The organism is Atopostipes suicloacalis DSM 15692, assembly GCF_900129085.1.
GTDB lineage: Bacteria > Bacillota > Bacilli > Lactobacillales > Carnobacteriaceae_A > Atopostipes > Atopostipes suicloacalis.
On sequence record NZ_FQUF01000040.1, the window covers coordinates 1 to 17623 of the forward strand.

Annotated in this window: 18 protein-coding genes; 4 read left to right on the plus strand and 14 right to left on the minus strand. The window is 38.8% G+C overall.

What is annotated here, in order from left to right; all coding sequences use genetic code 11:
• The 12 genes from BUB96_RS09705 to BUB96_RS09765 form a co-directional block, all read right to left on the minus strand.
• Window positions 1–1323, minus strand: a 1323-nt coding sequence (locus tag BUB96_RS09705; protein ID WP_073298640.1) for an ISLre2 family transposase, incomplete at its 3' end; no start/stop codon positions are given.
• Window positions 1324–1513: 190 nt separating this feature from the next.
• On the minus strand, window positions 1514–2446 hold the full coding sequence (locus BUB96_RS09710; protein WP_001224318.1) for a conjugal transfer protein: 933 nt from the start codon (window positions 2444–2446) through the stop codon (window positions 1514–1516).
• Window positions 2443–3444: a bifunctional lytic transglycosylase/C40 family peptidase gene (locus BUB96_RS09715; RefSeq protein WP_000769868.1), complete on the minus strand. Its 1002-nt coding sequence runs from the start codon at window positions 3442–3444 to the stop codon at window positions 2443–2445. The genes BUB96_RS09710 and BUB96_RS09715 overlap by 4 nt, the downstream gene beginning before the upstream one ends.
• Entirely contained in the window at window positions 3441–5618 is a 2178-nt protein-coding gene (locus BUB96_RS09720) for a CD3337/EF1877 family mobilome membrane protein (RefSeq protein ID WP_000804748.1), read from the minus strand. Before BUB96_RS09720 ends, BUB96_RS09715 begins: the two co-directional genes overlap by 4 nt.
• A 2-nt stretch (window positions 5619–5620) precedes the next feature.
• Window positions 5621–8068, minus strand: a complete 2448-nt coding sequence (tcpF, locus tag BUB96_RS09725) for a conjugal transfer ATPase TcpF (RefSeq protein ID WP_000331160.1) — start codon at window positions 8066–8068, stop codon at window positions 5621–5623.
• Entirely contained in the window at window positions 8052–8444 is a 393-nt protein-coding gene (locus BUB96_RS09730) for a conjugal transfer protein (protein ID WP_000723888.1), read from the minus strand. Before BUB96_RS09730 ends, tcpF begins: the two co-directional genes overlap by 17 nt.
• Before the next feature lie 88 nt (window positions 8445–8532).
• Window positions 8533–9030 (minus strand): antirestriction protein ArdA, encoded by a 498-nt coding sequence (locus BUB96_RS09735; RefSeq protein WP_000342539.1) that lies wholly within the window; start codon window positions 9028–9030, stop codon window positions 8533–8535.
• A 116-nt stretch (window positions 9031–9146) separates the two neighbouring features.
• Window positions 9147–9368 carry a hypothetical protein gene (locus BUB96_RS09740; RefSeq protein WP_001009056.1) on the minus strand — a complete coding sequence of 74 codons (222 nt, stop codon included), beginning with the start codon at window positions 9366–9368 and terminating at the stop codon, window positions 9147–9149.
• Between the two features lie 42 nt (window positions 9369–9410).
• On the minus strand, window positions 9411–10616 hold the full coding sequence (gene mobT, locus BUB96_RS09745) for a MobT family relaxase (RefSeq protein WP_000398284.1): 1206 nt from the start codon (window positions 10614–10616) through the stop codon (window positions 9411–9413).
• Window positions 10617–10793: 177 nt separating this feature from the next.
• The gene (locus BUB96_RS09755; RefSeq protein ID WP_000813488.1) at window positions 10794–12179 is read right to left on the minus strand and encodes an FtsK/SpoIIIE domain-containing protein; all 1386 of its coding nucleotides are present in this window, start codon (window positions 12177–12179) and stop codon (window positions 10794–10796) included.
• A gap of 28 nt (window positions 12180–12207) precedes the next feature.
• On the minus strand, window positions 12208–12594 hold the full coding sequence (locus BUB96_RS09760; RefSeq protein ID WP_000985015.1) for a YdcP family protein: 387 nt from the start codon (window positions 12592–12594) through the stop codon (window positions 12208–12210).
• 15 nt (window positions 12595–12609) lie between these two features.
• Window positions 12610–12924 (minus strand): YdcP family protein, encoded by a 315-nt coding sequence (locus BUB96_RS09765; RefSeq protein WP_000420682.1) that lies wholly within the window; start codon window positions 12922–12924, stop codon window positions 12610–12612.
• A gap of 576 nt (window positions 12925–13500) precedes the next feature.
• Here BUB96_RS09765 and BUB96_RS09770 point away from each other — a divergent pair.
• On the plus strand, window positions 13501–14394 hold the full coding sequence (locus tag BUB96_RS09770) for an aldose 1-epimerase family protein (RefSeq protein WP_073298641.1): 894 nt from the start codon (window positions 13501–13503) through the stop codon (window positions 14392–14394).
• A gap of 41 nt (window positions 14395–14435) precedes the next feature.
• On the opposite strand, the gene BUB96_RS09775 is transcribed toward BUB96_RS09770, so the two are convergent.
• Window positions 14436–14732 (minus strand): rhodanese-like domain-containing protein, encoded by a 297-nt coding sequence (locus BUB96_RS09775; RefSeq protein ID WP_073298642.1) that lies wholly within the window; start codon window positions 14730–14732, stop codon window positions 14436–14438.
• A 235-nt stretch (window positions 14733–14967) separates the two neighbouring features.
• Window positions 14968–15264 (minus strand): rhodanese-like domain-containing protein, encoded by a 297-nt coding sequence (locus BUB96_RS09780; protein ID WP_073298643.1) that lies wholly within the window; start codon window positions 15262–15264, stop codon window positions 14968–14970.
• A gap of 200 nt (window positions 15265–15464) precedes the next feature.
• On the opposite strand from BUB96_RS09780, the gene BUB96_RS09785 reads away from it, so the two are divergent.
• From BUB96_RS09785 to BUB96_RS09795, 3 genes are all read left to right on the plus strand, one after another.
• A complete protein-coding gene (locus BUB96_RS09785; RefSeq protein WP_073298644.1) occupies window positions 15465–16367 on the plus strand; it encodes a pyridoxamine kinase in 903 nt (300 codons plus the stop codon).
• Window positions 16368–16675: 308 nt separating this feature from the next.
• Window positions 16676–17197 (plus strand): NYN domain-containing protein, encoded by a 522-nt coding sequence (locus BUB96_RS09790; protein WP_073298645.1) that lies wholly within the window; start codon window positions 16676–16678, stop codon window positions 17195–17197.
• A gap of 201 nt (window positions 17198–17398) precedes the next feature.
• A partial coding sequence (locus BUB96_RS09795) for a helix-turn-helix domain-containing protein (RefSeq protein WP_143274319.1) occupies window positions 17399–17623 on the plus strand: 225 nt, incomplete at its 3' end.

Consider the following 17623-nt stretch of genomic DNA (forward strand, 5'->3'; position numbering starts at 1 on the left):
TCGGAATTTTTGATGTAAAATCTTTGTAGCACTCACGAGTTGTTTATCTTTACGCACTTGACGAGCACTTCGATGAATATCTGCTAAGTAAGCTTCTCTTAATGTTTGGTTAAATACTCCTTGTTTTACTTTCACCATCGCTTCGCATCCTCTTTCGCTCCAATGCATTCCTCTTTTTTTCATTCGAAAACTAATTCGTCTCTGATTGGATTCCATTGCGCCTAGTCTACGAGCGTCCGCAGGAGCGTCTTCGATAACCGTCCGCCAGTCAAATATTCGATCCCAATTTTTTTGGATATAGGTATAAAAAGCGTTCAATTTTTCTATCTCTGAATCGAGTTCTAAGGTACTCTCAAAAGTATCCATCCAGCGTTGAAAAGTGTCAAAATCTTTTTCATTAATCGCTTGACGTACTTTGGGCTTAAAAACTTTCTCATTCATGCCAAATGTCCGATTTAAACCTTGTGTAATATGATAAGCATCCAACTGATTTAAAACAGGGTATTTGGATTGAGAGAAGGCCGTTTGGAATTTTTCTGCTGTATAACCTTTACCCCCATCACTATTCGTAATTACCTGAGTCTTTTTTAAAGAATATTCATTGGCCGTAAGGCTTTGAACTTCTCCCCAAAATTTAGAAAGAGATTGAGTCGTTAAAATAGTCTTTGGTGCTTTTAATGCGACACGTTTTCCATTCTTTTCCCAGCCTTCATAAGTAATGGCATGGTGAACTTCCGTCTTTTTCCCTTTTTCCGTGCTTCTTACGAAAACACCATCTGCTTCAGCATAAAAGAATTGAACTTCTTTTCCTTCAGGAAGGCCAGCAGAAATTTCTAGTTCCTCAACCAAAGCTTGATCATACTTCGCTTGTGCGTTCCCTACTTTTTCTAAAATACTTTTAACCGTTTGATGCGACATTTCAACAGGCGTCCACGATTTTATAAAATGAGCCGTTTCTCGATAAGTTGTCTCTCCTGCAAGCTCTGCCATCTGAACTTCTACAAGTGGGCTATAACGTTGTCTTTTTTTTAAGCCTAACCATTCATCCAATGGATAATGACTTTGACCGTTAGGATCAACCATTAGAGTTCGCCTAAATTGAACAGGCCCAAAAATATACTGAATCGTCCGCGGATCATTCCGCTGAACTTTCCAGCTTTGGGCTTGCTTACTTTCTTTAATCGTTTGATTAAATTTCTCGAAAACTTCGCCCATTATTTCTGAGAAAGTCTGCCACATATAGCTTTGTATTTCTTTTTCAGTCTCAATTGGATTTGAAGAACATTTCATTATTTCGTAAATATCTGTTATAATTTTATCCATGGGAAGGCCTCTTTCATTTATATGTTTGTGATTGGACATATTATTATGATAGAGTGCCTTCTTTTATTTTTCCAGAAATATTTCCTAAAAAAATAATATTTTTACCCCGAGTATAATTTTACACATACCCAATTTTTTATCAAAGAGAGTACGTGATTACAAAATAGCTGTAATAATGTACCAATATTTGTTATTCTATAATCTTCCAATTACTCCCGTTCTTTTCAAGTACCAAATCAAATTGAGATACCTGCGTTGCTTTGGTCTGCTGGTCGATATACTCCACTGTCAGCGATACCGTGACTTGATTATCCTTACGATTGTGAATAGGATTTACCAGTTCTTGAAAGATGTACTCTTTTCCGATTGGTTTTAATATCCCGTCATTCACATAGTAGGAAAGTTCACTGGCTGTCGCTGTAGGATAGAGCTTGAAGAACGTCGTTAAAAACTCATTGATTTCATTGGTTGTAATGGAATCAACCGTCCCCTCACTTTCAATGGCTTTTGGTTTATAACTTGATTTCTTAGGTATGTTGGTAATGGTCGGATTCTTAACCAGTACCATATTTCCAGAACCATCTACATAGACACTCACTATATAAGCAGAGTGGACGGTCTTTGTATTTTCTCCCTCTGTAATGAGCTGGTCTACACTGTAGGTTACATTAAACTCATTGTCGCCAGTTGGCTCTACCGTCCATATCTGAAATCCTCTTACAGAAGACGATACAGGAATATCTTTGCGTACTGTATCAACATTGAGAGCTTGAAGTTCATCTGTCAGATAGCCTTTTAGACTTTCCATTCGATTATCAATGGACTTATCGGATTGCTCCCATGAATAGTAGACTTTCGCAAAGTTCTCTACAAAATTTTCTACATGATGAGTATCAACGTATTCCTTTTCTATGATAGTTGTTTCGTGAATAGTATGAGTATCTATAGCTGTAAAGTGCTTGAATATCGCAAAGCTGAAACTAAGCCCTAAAAGTACCCACAAGGCAATCACAACCTTTTTATGAGGATTGACCTTATAGACACGAGGTTTCTTTTCCTTTGGTATCTGTTTTTCTTTATTCTGATTTTTTCTAAATTTCATCATTAAATCTTCCTTTCTCATTGTTTGATTCGTCCTGCTCCCACTAAATGCTGTTGCCAGTAGGGGCTTGTTAAGTCGGCATAACCGATTGGGTCGCCTGCATGAAACATACGGTTATTGCCAAGGTATATCCCAACATGAGTAATATAAGAGCCAGCGTTATAGGTAGAATGAAAGAAAACCAAATCGCCAGCTTGTGCTTCCGATAGTGGGATATGCTGGGTCACATCATATTGCTGTTGTGCGGTTCGTGGTAAGTTAATTCCAGCTTTTCCATACGTCCATTGTGTCAGTCCGCTACAATCAAAAGAAGTAGTCGGGGAAGCTCCACCGTAAACGTATCGCCAGCCCTCATATTTCAGTGCTTCGTCCATGATGGCTTGTACCGTATCATCATCAAACTCTGTTGTGACAAGATACTGCGTTACCAGTTGCACATAAAACATATTGCCATAGTTGTATCGCCAGCCCCCATTGATAGGTATGGCTATGGGATTGGGGTAAGACACTTTTTCGCCACCTGAATACTCTTTTGAGAAACTTTGAGCCAGTTCAAAGGTATATTTATTTCCACGATTAGCCACATACCCTAAGAAACCACCACCATAATTGTAGGACTGGATAACCGATTCTAAATCTACACTGAGCCTTTCGCTACTGGCTAATAATTCACTGAAATACTTCACACCTTGCTTAATGGATTCTTCTGTACTCAATGAATTAGGTGGAAGACCGAGGGATTCCGAGGACTGCATAACATCTTCCGCAGTACCGCCCGATTCCACCTGTATAATCGCAAGAAGTATGTTGACATATTCTTCAACGCCATATTCTTTGGCATATTTTTCTACCATAGGCTTATGAGCCAGCACTTCTGCGGAAACATTCACACCTCCATAATGAATATTGGAAATTCCGCTGTCCTGTTCATCTGAAAATAAAATGGCAACAAACAGAAGCAGTGAGAAGACCATCAAGAATAATCCAGAACCACCAATCACTAAAGTTTTCAACTTCATGGTTTCTTACCGACTTTCTTAATGGTGGCGGTTTTGATTGGTGGTCTACTTCTTGTATTTTGTAGTGGTACTCTTTGAACAGTAGACGGACGTTCTTTTGTGATTGGACGTTGTGAAGTTCTATCTGCTGTAGTGGTTGAAGTTGCTGGCTTTTGAACGGTTTTTTCTTGAACGGTATTGCCTTGGCGTTCCACTTTTGGACTTGAAAAATCGGACTTAACTGCTGGACGCTCTTGTTTGGCTTGTTGAGATTCCTTATATGAAGTCTGAATATTAGACTGTTTTGAGGTCTGTTCATCATGATATTGTTCTTGTCTTGTAGTCGGTCTTTCATGAACAGAAGAAGCAGGCTGTTTTTTCTGTTTGACCTGTTCCATTTCAGAGCGACGCTTCGCAATGGTTTTTCGCCTTTGTTCCTGCTGTTCCTTGCGTCCACTGGCTCTGTCCGCTTTGGTTTGAGAAATACTACTGGTTAAATCACGGACATTCTCTTTTACTTTGGATTTTCCTTGATATACTGCATATCTTGCATTGGTCGGCAAATCTTTAACCTGTTCTTTCAAACCACTAGCAGTGTCTACCATTCTGTCTTTGGTATCAGCTACTGTACCGATGGTTTGACCGATACGTTTTCCAAGTGTTGATTTTTCCTTTCCGTCTGGTCGGGAGTGATCTGCTTGTGTCCTTGCAGAACTCCCCGAACCCGACTGTCCTTTTTTACCTGTAACAATGGCAGACCCAGCCCCTAGAGTAGTCATGGAACGTCCAAGTTTCCGCTGTAGACGGTGCATGTGAGCGTGCATAAGCATACGAGGTTTTCTCATCACACGACTTCCCACACTTTGAGAATCGTTACTCTGTAGAGAAAACATACTCATTAAATCGCCCAGCTTGAAGTAGATTCCTGCAAAGGTCACAATCTGTAGAAAAGCAATCAAAAAGAACGGATAACCAGCCGATAAGGTATAGAGCATGGTTGAAATACTAAATGCTGTCGTAATAATCAATGTGATTCCAGCTCGTGTCAAAATGGTATTAAAGAGCTTTGTTATGGCTCGTTTTGACATACCATCAAATGATGGAATCATGCTTAAAATAAAGCTCACAGGCAGAAACATAGCATAGATGATAAAAAGTACCTGCGAGAAAATCATGATTCCTGTTAATAGGAATACAAATATGGAAATCCCAATATTGAAGACAAATAGGAAGAAGACTGTACCTAAACGGTTAATGGTCTTTGTAATGGTTAGATTGGTATTGCTTCTGTCTTCAATTTCTTCCGCAACAATTTTTTCTCTGTCTTCGCCATTGTTGGAATCTGGGCTGGTGGAGAGCAGGCTTTCCACACGGTCAATACCGATACTTTCAATGTCTGAACTGTTGTATTGAAGCAGTAGCCACGGTTGCTGAACCTGTATGGAAAACAGGCTATCTCTGATTAAGTCCACGCTGTCCTTGCCTTGACTATCGGAATGGGGCATGACAATCTTCGTGCCAAGTGATAAACTGGCATTACTGATGTCTGATGAAAAGTCATTGATTTTTTTAATGTAGTCGGGAGCGTAGGCAATAAAGGAAGCCGATAGGATAAACACCAGCACAAAATTCATAATGGCATGAATTGCCTTTGTGGTTTCTCTCTTTATCAGTCCCGTATAGGCAACATAAACCCCAAGAACCAAAATCAAGAGTAAGAGGAATCCAACATAGAAACCCTCTGTTGAAAATCCGTTTGCACTCACACCAGCTAAGGTCTGCATATTCTTACCAATGGAATCTGCTGTAGCGGAAATGAAGTCTAAGGAATAGGCTTCCTGTACTAAGTAACCTGTCGCATTGGAAACATACAAACTGATTGTCCAAATAAAATTGGTAATGGCATATAGTCCATACATGACCTGTTTTCCAATCCCGTCCGACCAGTTCCACGGAAGCCAGCCCCAGCTATTATCCACATAAAAATCCAGTTGATAGTTTTCAAGTGGGTATCGGCTGTATTCATTTGCCACATTGACCGTATCATCTACCAAGCCCGCAGCTTGAACCACCGTTCCCAGCATGGCTAAAAGAAAAATGGCAATCACAAGTGTGAAAGCCACTGTCATTGCCACTTTACCTAGACGTTTCAGCGTCCAGTTTGATTTTATTCTGTTTACTATTGATGGTTTCACATTTACACCTCTTTTCGCACAGGTGGTCTGGTATCAAAGGCATGGAGCAGTTCTTCAAATACAGGGTGGAACTGTATCACACCGACACGACCATATAAATCACTGATAAGGCATTGCCCGTTTTCCAAATCACGCAATCGCTTCTGATTGTTTTCGTCCTCTGGGTCTACACCAAAAAAGGCTAAGGTCTTTTTAATCTCGTTAAGGTCAGTGGAACGAAATGCAAATTTTAAGCCGAGGTTATTTTTCAGTTTTTCATCTAAGAGGTCGTCTGTATTTTGGGTCACGAAATATACCCCAGCGTTCATAGCACGACCAGCCCGAACCAGCTTCATAGATAGTGTTTTTCCTTGTGCTACCTGTAAAAAGCTCCATGCTTCGTCTAAATCTACAATCTTGAAAATGCTTCGGTCTGTATGGATAAAGTCTAAAGCAAAGGTACTAATGACAATCAGCATAGCAACGGATAAAAGCTCCATAGTGGTATATTCCTCAAAGGAAGTTTCCTTGTCGGGAAGTACCAAGTCCGCAACCTGTATAATGTTCAGTTGTTTTTCTAAGCTGATAGACTGCTCCACATAACCATTACTGAATAATAAATGTGCAAAGTCATAGTCTGTAAAACTTTCGATATGGTCGGCTATACTGGTACTTAGTGGCGTATTCTCAACCCGTAATTCCTCAATCACTTTCATCAACCCTCGTACTTCACTATTGGTTACTGCACGAATGGCTTTTCTAAGGATTGGGAAGCGTTCCCCATCACGAGAGGAAATCCCCGTAAGGAATGTCAGAATATCAATAGCCAGTGATTCAGAATCTTTGGGATTTTTCATAATCACATAAGGGTCAAGTAAGCCTTTGTTTTTCTCATCAGAAGTCAGAGTGACGATATTGATTTCATGGGAAATCTCTGGCAAGGTTTCTTTCCATCTGCCACGTTCTGCTTTTGGGTCTACAATCACTGCTTGTGCCCCATAAAGCACCGCATAATAGACGATAAGGTTATTCGCAAAGGATTTACCACCACCCAGCGAACCAACAAAAGCCGACGCTAACGCATTGGTTACTGAACCCTTAACCCCTTGACTGGCAAGAGCAGGTTTCAGATAGACATTGCGTCCAGTATCTAAGCTGTAGCCAACATAAATCCCCTCATTTTCCCCCAGCATTTGAGTAGCACCAAAACCTAAACCAGCGAGGAAATCAGAGGTCACGTATTGAATATAATCATTCATATAACGCTTGCTGGCAGGTAAAAATTCTTCATGTAAGCCGAGCATATCCCCAAATGGTCGTACCAGTTTTACGCTTAAATCGTCATAAAAATCTTTCACTTCATTACAACGACGTTTGAGTTCGTCAAGATCATTTGCTGATACCCTTACCACATAAGACAGCTTGTACATAGATTCCTTGCTTTGGTCTAAATTGGTTTCCAGCTCATTCACACTTTCCAGAGCTTCCGCCACATTGGAGCTGGTTTCATTATCACTTTGCCAAGCGTGGTTATCCAAGTCTTTCAGTTCTTTCTTTTTATTGCGGACAGTAGATAGGGCTTTACGATTCGCTACAATTTCCACATTCATTGACGTATCAATCGGGAATGTAAATTGCTGTTGCTGGTAGTAGAAGATTTCAGAGGACGGGAAGTCCAGTTCTCCGACAATGCTGTTAATGGTAAAGTAAGCTACATAGACGGTTTCATCTTCCTGCTGGATTTTCAAATATCGCTGTTTTTCTTCCACCAAACAGCGAGTAGGCTTAATCAAGTCATAGTATTTAATCAGCGTTTCATTATCCAGCTTTTTCTTTGATAGATGGTACTCATACTCTTCATAGGCAGTGCCTGTCTGTCCGTAAAGGTGTTCAATCAGATAGCCGAAGTCGTCCTTATCTAACCTGCGGATTTTGAAACGACGAGAGATTTTATTTTCTAAGAGCTTTTCCATCTTCTGAAAACGCAGGATTTCATCATTACTCATACTAACAAAATCGCCCATCAGCTTATGGTTCACATCATAGACAAAATCAGACAAAGCATTTTTTGCTTCAACGGTAAGACTTTTCATAGAAAACTCCTGATCGTTGAGAAGCAACTTAAAGCCGATAAAGAAACGGTAGTTCACTTGATTTTCGCCAATCATGGATATTAAAGCGTCTGTCTGTTGGTCGATTTTGTCATAGGCAACCGCTTTGAGCTTGCCAGTGACTTCATTTTTGGAACGCTCTTGTGCAGAACGTATGCTGGATTCTGTACTGATTTGTAAAGCATGAATTTTGCCATCACGATTTTGTGCGATAAGCTGTCTGAAAGAATCATGCACTTGTATTTTCTGTTCTGGACTTAGAAATGAGTAATTGTAAGGAACAAGCTCATAGTAAGCATAACATTCCCCGTCTTTATTCCAGACGAGATTGTTTTCAATGTATTTAATTGGATATGCCATAAAATTCACTCCTAACTGCTGTAATGGCTTCTTGTGGCTGGTTTCTGCCAAGCGTTACTTTTTTTCCTGCATAGGTCAGCTTTGGTCGCAGTGCATAAGCAATGACAGACTTCAAAAATCCATAAGGCTTTTTACCATCAAAAGTTTTTGTAGACATAAACCATGTGAAAGCCACAGGAATCCCAAAGTATTTGAGAAATGCTCCCTCTATCATGGAAAGAGGGGGCAAGTTGCCAAGTATCATCACTGCAAAGAGTGACACGACAAACCATGTCATTTGCGTAAAGGTTATGGGAAACGGAAGTCTAAAATCATTGATAGAATACAGTACCTTTTCCACAGACCAGATACTGGTATAGCTTCGTATTTTCTTCATGTAATCAATCCTTTCATAAAAAATAGGGGTAGCTGATTGAGCCACCCCGTAAAATAGAAAATCTGCCAGTAGTAATGTACCGACAGATTTAATAGACGATTTCAAAAATCCCATGATTGGTTGAGATAAACGTTCCTGAAAGGTCTAAATCCCGACCATAGGCTTGATAATCAATATAGTTTTGAAGACTAGCTGGTACTTCGCCTAAAGCACCCGTTTCTTCAATGTAGTAGCGTGCCACGTCATACATATCATCACAATCGGAATGAATGATAATATCCTCTTGATGTTCGCTTAGTTCTTCAATGCTTGAAAAATGAGTGAGCAGAGCAGATAGCTCCGATTGTAATTCTTCGGGTAATTCCGATACCATTTCCCATAGTCGATTGAGTTCGCCAATGGAAGTGTATTCGTCAACCGTAAAGGGTAACTCGTAGTCATGAATGGCGTATTCCTCATATTCATCATTCAAGCCGATTTTCTCTTTGACTTCCTCAAAGTCAATGGGAAAGGTAAACCACGCACCGACCAATTCGCCCTCATTGTATTTGCCTAAATTCGCAATATAGACTTGCATATCGTCCATATATTCACGTCCTTTCTTTGTAGAGATTCAAAAATCCCTACCGCACTTCGTTTGGTGTACCATTCCTTTGCGGAACATAAGAAAACCACTTATATTCCACAAAAGAACGGTTTTATTTAAGCACCAATAATGCGATTGAATAGCTCTAGTAAAATGTCTTTTACTCCAGCAGCGTTGAAGACTAAGCCAACCGCAATAATCGCAATAATTAAAAAGCCAATCAGTTTGCTAAACTCACGCTTGAAGCCAAGATACAAGCCAATCACAACGATTGCTAAAAGCACCAGTGATTGAGCGTTTGATAGAAACCAGTTATAAAGGTTTTGTCCAAAATTCATAAAAATGTTCTCCTCTCTATATTCAATGAATTTGTATTTGAGTTATTTTTTTGTTGTTATCACGTCCTGTTCTTTTACTGACTGTTGCTTCAAAATCTGCTTGTGTCGGTCTGTCAGTTTCGCATGGTCGAGAATGTCTTTTACAACCTGCGTCTGGTTGATTTCATCAAGTTTAATCGCAACCTTTAAGGTCGGGGCAACTTGATGAGATAGCCAGTTCAGCGTCCTTTGGAAGGAGTAAGGCTCTGGTTTTGTGGTTAGTTTTAATCGTTCACGATTGTTCCCAATAAACCAAGCCCATTCTTCATTCAGTTTCCAATCAGAACGAGGTTTGGAATCGTCTTTATCTACAAAACGGATATACCGATTGATAATTTTAAAGGCGGTATGCTCTGGATTGTCATAGACGAGTAAATCACGGACTGCATAATAGGCACGCTCATTTTTCAATCGAATCTCAAAACGGTTTTTTACTTCTGCGTCTTCAATGGGAATATCATTTTTCTTGTACTGCTCGTAGTCCTTTTCATAGATACAGAAATAAACTTCACTTTGTAATGAACCGATATAGAGGGTGTTTCCCATACATTCCTTTTCCTCTTTGCGTACCAGTTCGCCACTGCGATAGCTTTTAAAACTGCGGAAGACGGAGATACATTCTTCCTGTTGGCACTTTTCAGTGAGTACAGGGATATTCAAAATCCCTGTCTTATCGTTAATGGCAAGGTCAAGGCGTTTCATCACACCGCCAGCCACCAAAACGTCCATAAAGAACTCATACCAGCTTCTTTGTTGTGCCAGAAGATAGCTTTCAAATTGTCTGCACCCACGACCTTTCAATTCCACCAGAACTCCTTTGTCCAGTTCATGGGAGCAAAGGACGAATATGTCGCCTAAAGCATAATGCTCTGAATAAGAATAGAAACCATAGTCCTCATGAAGAAAATAGGACAGTTTCAGTTGTAAGATGTTTTCGACCACCTGCTGTACGTCTGTTGTCGGAAAGCGAATCCTTACATAATCAAACAGCATTTCAAGGGGAGCGTCGGGATTGAAGCGTTCCAGAGCTTCCCAAAGGGACTGCTGTAAATCCTCTGATGGCTTGACTTTTCCTGTTTCAATATCGCTTAGATACTGCCTTGTAATACCAGTCGCAACAGCTAAACGGTTTTGAGATAGTCCATAAGCCAAGCGTTTTTCTTTTAAATGCTGTAACCAAGTTTGTTCATTCAGTAAAAATCCCTCCAATCAAAAAGGCGTATGTCAACTTTTAAAGCCCATTTGACATACGCTGAAATTTTGTAAATCCCTTGTAACCAAAGGATTTTCTAATGTTTTTTTGACTGTTTCCTGTCGATTTGTACCCCCCTGTTAGATACGGGGGGTTAAGTGCTGGCGTGGCTATTGCCACACCAGCCAGCAAGATCAGTCCACACCTGCGACTTCCGCTTCGCACGTCGCCTGCGTGGACTGTCTGCTGTTGGATAACTTTTTAATTTCCTCCAAGAAATCATATCCTTTTGGTACAAGGGGAGTATAAAACTCTGATATGACACTTGTTCCTACATCAACATAGCCACGACCTTTGATTCGCTTTAAGAAGAAATCCTTTTGTACGTCACTGCCAAACATCATGCCATAGCCCATTTCAGACATACGACCTAAAGCCACTCTGAAATTAAACTGATCACGGATTCCGTCGCCTAAATATTTTGCGTCTGGACGTTGACAAGCCAGTATTAGAAAGAAGCCAGCTTGACGACCTAACATGACAATCTGTTTCAGCTTATTCATAACTGCGGTGTTTTCTTTTGTTCCCAGCATTTCCATGAAAGCGACGTATTCATCAAAGATTAAGAAGTGTGCCGGGAGACCTAAGTAAGCATAATTTTTGCCAGTCTTATAGTTCTTCATCTGCTTCATTTCCTCACTACGTTTCATCATTTCTTCATAGAATGTTTCAATGCAAGAAAGCAAGTCTTCTTTTCTATAGTAGACATTTGCCATCACAGAACCTAAGTCCGCAAGGTCAGCATTTTTCGGGTCAAGAATATACAGTTTTGAATCTGTATGAAGCAAGGCTTCAATCAGTGTCAGTATAAAGTAAGTTTTACCGCCACCTGTACCACCAGCAATCAACATATGAGGGAGCTTATCATATTCCCACCATACGTTTTTCATTAAGCGAAGTTTACCATCTTTAGCTTCTACTTCATCAATAGAAATACGACTGGCTATGGTGTCATAGAGCAAAGTATATTCCACATAGGAATCCTTTAACTCTTTATCCGTCAGCTCACAGTACAAGCCACTCTCTAATTTCTTTTCCAAGTGTAAGAGTTGGTCTTGATATTTTCCCAGCGTGATTTCCACCCGTATCTGTATCAAGCCATTTTTAAGTCGATAATACATTTTAGGGAAGTAGGTTATCTTTTCCTTTGTACGACCAGCACTATCTTTAAAGAAACCCTCTGTTTTGACCTGTTCAGATTCATACCACTTGTTTTCAAGTATCATCTTTGCCAGTTTTTGACGGTGGTAAAGTTGTTTAACCGTATCATAGCGAACCCGTTTGAATACAAACGCTACCAGCAAGCAGATAAGAATTGCGACACTGAAACTGATAATTAAATAGGGAATGTCAATCTTATCTGCTTGTGATAGGTTAAAATCCTGCCAGTTGATCTGCTGGATTGTCTTCACATGAAACAGTCCGACAACCAGCAGGAAAACAGGCAGGAGTGACGCTATCGTAAAATGAAAGACTAAATCTTTACCAGATGGGCGAATCCTTTTACCACGCTGTTTCATGCGAAAAAGTCTCCTTTCTACCTAGCGACTATTTGTCTTGTGTCGGTTCTTTCTTTGCTTGTGGTTGAGCTTTGAATGAACTAGAATCCTTTGTCAGCACAATATCGTCTGCCTTGATATACCAGTCAACATCTGCTCCTTGATAGGTGGCAGTAGCAACGGTGTCCGCAATGGGATTGATAAGTTCCACCCGTGCGTTATAATCAAACTCTTTCAAAGGCACGCTGGCAGGAATACTTACTTGAATCATGCGTCCTTGTCCTTTGGATTTTAAGTCATAGGTACGTTCCTTGATTTCATCTGAAACCGACCCGTCTTCATTTTGGATTCTCACTTCACGACGTAGAGCAGAGAATTTCAATTCTCCAAAAGTCGTGTCTTTATCTAATACAATGCCATTTGCTAATCTCATCATTTTTCCTCTCTTTCTTTATTCTTTTATCATGTCGTCAGCATGTAAAAGGTAATTTGTAAAACCACGAGTGCCGATTTTGTAGCCCTCTGCGGTAATACGTGGATTGACTAACTTCACACGTTCCTCAAAGCCGAAATGTTTTTCGCCAGCTTCAGCAGGAAGCACCACCACAATATCATCTGCTCTTTGAACATCAGAATAGAGATTATAGCTTCTTGATAAGACAGTTAGCCGTCCGTTGATTCTTCGCTGAACGACTTTATCCTCGCCAGCAAATTCTAAATTGCCGAATGTTTTTTCCATGTTGGGAATCACAAATTTAAGTTCCATATTTTTACCTATCCTTTCTTTTTTATTGGCTGAATGAATGTTTGATGGTCTTAAAGAGTGGGGAACGACCTTTTGATTCTTGATTTTTTGTTTTCATAAGTTCACTTCCTTTCAAAATCGGGTAAAAAAATAGACACCTCATTTTTTGAAGTGTCTACCTATTAAATATTCAAATTTTATTGGAAGTATCTTTATATCTTCACTTTTCAAGGATAAATCGTCGTATCAAAGCTCATTCATAAGTAGTAAATTAGTAGTAAATTGAGTGGTTTTGACCTTGATAAAGTGTGATAAGTCCAGTTTTTATGCGGATAACTAGATTTTTATGCTATTTTTACTTTAAAATCTAACTATTAGGATATCAAACGATCTTTTTAACATAATTACTAACTAAACGAAAGTCTGTCCTTCTTAAAGCTGTTTACTATCAATAGATGTTTCTAATTTTCATAAAGTGAGGCCTTGAGTCCGAGCGGTAAAATAGGGAAGACAATACTTGCTCAAAATAAACATCATTTTTTCTCTCACTTTTCCATGGTATAATCAAAAAAAGACTTTTTGAAAGGTGAATTTACAATGATAACTTTATCCAATCAGCAACTAACAGTAAAAATCAATGAATTTGGGGCAGAAGTAAGTTCTGTAACGGATCAAAAGACAGGATATGAATTTATCTGGCAAGCAGATGACAACTATTGGGGAAGACACGCTCCAGTATTGTTTCCAATTGTAGGGCGATTAAAAAAGGATAAATACCAATATGAAAATCAAACTTATGAAATGACACAGCATGGATTTGCTCGAGATTCTATGTTTAAAGTAGAAGAAAGTACAGAGAACACAGCAACTTTTTCTTTAACAGATAACAAAGACACACAAAAAAAATATCCATTTAAATTTGAATTGATGATTAAATATACACTAGAAGAGGATCACCTCAGTGTAACCTATAAAGTGACCAATCGCTCGCTCAGAGAAGAAATGTATTATGGAATCGGAGGACATCCCGCTTTCAATATTTCACAAACAACGGATGAAGTAGACAATGTAGAATTCAGCCAAGCTAGTTTTCGTTTTGAGCCCAATCATGAACAGCTGGCAATTCCATTATCCGAAGAGGGCTTATTGAAATTAAAAGAAGCAGAAAAACAAAAGGTGAATGAAATCCAACTTACGCATGAGACCTTTAAAGAAGATGCACTCATTTATAAAGTAGAACCAAATTCAGTTATGATTTTAACTGACGAGGCCAATCAAGTAGAGATCCGCTTAAATCCACAAGAAATGGCACATGTCGGCGTTTGGTCATCCTATCCAAAACGGGCAGGCTTTGTTTGCTTAGAACCATGGGCAGGAGTAGCAGATGAAGAAGAAACCTCCGGCCAACTAAAAGAAAAATATGCCATCCATTCCCTCAATCCCGAACAAACATTAACGCATGAATATACCATGCAATTTATTAAAAAGTGAAAAAAGTATCCGTTTAGTCTCAAACTCTAAACGGACACTTTTTACTTATTTTCTATTTCCCAAGCTTCCATCCCACCTTCAACTTTTACCGCATGGAATCCAGCTCCTTCTAAATGTTCGCAAGCCCTATCTGAACGATCACCAGAAGCATCAATCACATAGTATTCTTTATGCTTATCCAAACGTGTCATACTTTCTGGAAACCCACTCAAAGGTAAATTAAAAGCTTCAGGAATAGATAGAATCGTAAACTCGTCTGCCTCCCGTACATCCAAAAGCCGCACATTCTCATCCTTCATTTTCACAATCAACTCATCCACATTAACGGATTTACCCATCATCCAACCTCCACATTCAATTTTCTACAGTATACCCAATCACACAACCCCTCTTCAAGCCCTTCACCTTCGGAAATGACAAAGAGATAACTAAACAAATAGTTTCTGCTTTGTCATACTTCGGTCAATACTTGACCGGATAGCACGTAATTGTCATCATCCATCATATCTTGGATGCCACGCAATTGACTTTCTGCGCGTTCAAAGCGAGTTTGTCGTGCGTGCTCGTGCTCATTTATTCAATGTCACCTCGCCATTGCATCATTCCACCTTCAACATTAACCACATCAAAACCTGCGGCATCTAACTGATTACAAGCCATACTTGAGCGACCGCCTGAAGCACAGATTAAATAGTGCTTCTTATCTTTACTAAGTTCCTTAACATTTTCTGGAAATCCACTTAACGGTAAGTGGCTAGCACCAGGAATGTGTCCAGCATCATATTCGTCTTGTTCTCGAACATCGACGACGTGAATTTGTTTCTCATTCAATATTTTTTTAAAATCTGATGAATCAATAGATTTATACATGTACAATCTCCTCCGATTTTATGACATTATAATTTAAAAATCTCATATACTCTATAGGCTATATTACTTTATGAACTAAGAAATGGCAATCATTCTAATTTAATATAAGAAAATAATTTTTAAAATTAAATCCATTTAAAATGAATTATGAGCATACAGAATGAAAAATGAGTGTTAAAATAGAGAAAGAAATTTGTTGAATGAAAAACAAAGACTTATTAGAAATAGGAGCATCAACAATTATGAGTGAACAAGTGTTAGTAATTAACGATTTACCGGGTGTCGCAAAAGTAGCAGGAATGTCAAATCTTCCAATTTTAGAAGCTGCGCAATTTGAAGTAGCTTTATTACCAACGTTAATTTTATCTACCCATACATTGGGCTATCCAGGATTAGTGAAACATTATTTGAATGAAGCGTTTGATGAAATTTTGGATCACTGGTATGATTTACAGATTCAATTTAAAGGATGTTTAACCGGTTATTTTGCAGATAGTCAACAAATTACAACAACTATTGATTATTTAGAAAAAATCGATTACACTATGCCCGTCATTATTGATCCGATTATGGCTGATTTTGGAAAACTGTATGATGGCTTTAGTGAAGATTTTCCAGAAAAGTTCCGTAAGCTCGTTAAATATGCAGATATTATCGTTCCAAACCTGACAGAAGCTTGTTTAATTACGGATTATCCTTATTCAGAGGATTTAGGCCCAGAAGATTATCCGAAAATTGCCCAACGCTTAAGTGACCTTGGCGCAAAAAATGTTGTCTTAACCAGTGTTTTTCAAGAAGAAACAAAACGTGAAGAAGAAACAGGTTATTACGTTTATTCTGAAGGATCAGAGCCTTATTACCATATGCATAAAAAAGAAGATACGTGGTTTAAAGGCGTTGGAGATATTTCAGTGAGCTTAATCACCGCCTATTATTTACTAGGAGATTCCGTACAAGATGCTGTAATTAAGAGTTCGGATTATATCGAACAAGCCATCCGCCATAGCTTCACTGTTAACAGAGATAAGAAATTAGGAATCTATTTTGAACCAATAATTCCTGAATTTTCTAGAGAAATCGACGAAATGCGTAAACAAAAATAAATCACTGTTTAATTACTAGAAAAGCAGAGGATTGGAGGTAGCTTCCAACCTCTGCTTTTTTAGTACACTTGGAGATTTTTCTACCATAAAATACGACGAAGTAAGTATTTCGTATTTATTCATCTAATCTTGATAAATTGCAGCTAAATTAAAATAAGTGGGAGATGATTTTAGAGAAATCAGAATATTGAATTATTATTAATCGCTCGATCCTTCGTATTTTTGAAGAAAAGAAATAATCGCTGAAACTAAAGCGAAAAACTGGTAAAATGGAAGGTATATAACTTGGAGGAGAGGAGGGTCCTGAAGTGAAAAAGGAATTGTTGTTTGTGGATGGCTATAATATGATTGGGGCTTGGCCACATTTGGTGAAGCTTCAGCGTAAAAATGACATGGCGGCGGCACGAGATATTTTACTGCATGAATTAAGTGAATATGCGAAATATGAAAATGTAGAGATTCGTGTTGTTTTTGATGCGCAATTTGTGCCGGGGATTCAAAAGCAATATGATCGCTATAATTTGTTGGTAATTTTCACCAAAGAGGATGAGACCGCGGATAGTTATATTGAAAAAGCGGTAGGGGAAGAAAACCAGTTTATCACGAATGTGGTTGTGGCGACGTCTGATTTGGCTGAACAATGGTTGGTTTTTCAAAGGGGTGCCTCTCGAAAATCCGCGCGTGATTTGTATAAAGAGTTGAAGCATACGAAGCAGAAAATAATGATGGACACCAATGAGTATAATTTGAAAAATACTCGACAAATTAAATCTTTAAGTGAGGAACAAGAGGAACAGTTAAGGGATTTTATGGAAAATTTAGAAGGATAGGGATATCTAGCTGAAAAGCACTCCGCTAAAATGGCGCAAGTGCTTTTTTGATGAATGTTAATGTAAGGGCTTTCATATTAAAAAACTTCATGTATAATAAAATTGAAGATTGTATAATGAAGTTAGTCACCTAAAATAAAAAAGTCATGTGAAATTCATGTTATATTGAATATACCACTAACCAATATAAGGAGAATTCACATGACCCAAAATAATACTAACACAAAACCACACAAAGGAACACACCTTACAAAAAGTGAAATGGATAAGATTGAAGGTTATAAGGCAGAAAATCGCTCAAATAGGGCGATTGCTCGTTTGCTTGGCCGTAGCCCTCAAACGATTAATGATGCGATTAAAAAAGGGTCGTTTACTCAAAAACGTAAACAGATACAGAATGGGAAAACCTATACTTATTATGAGGAA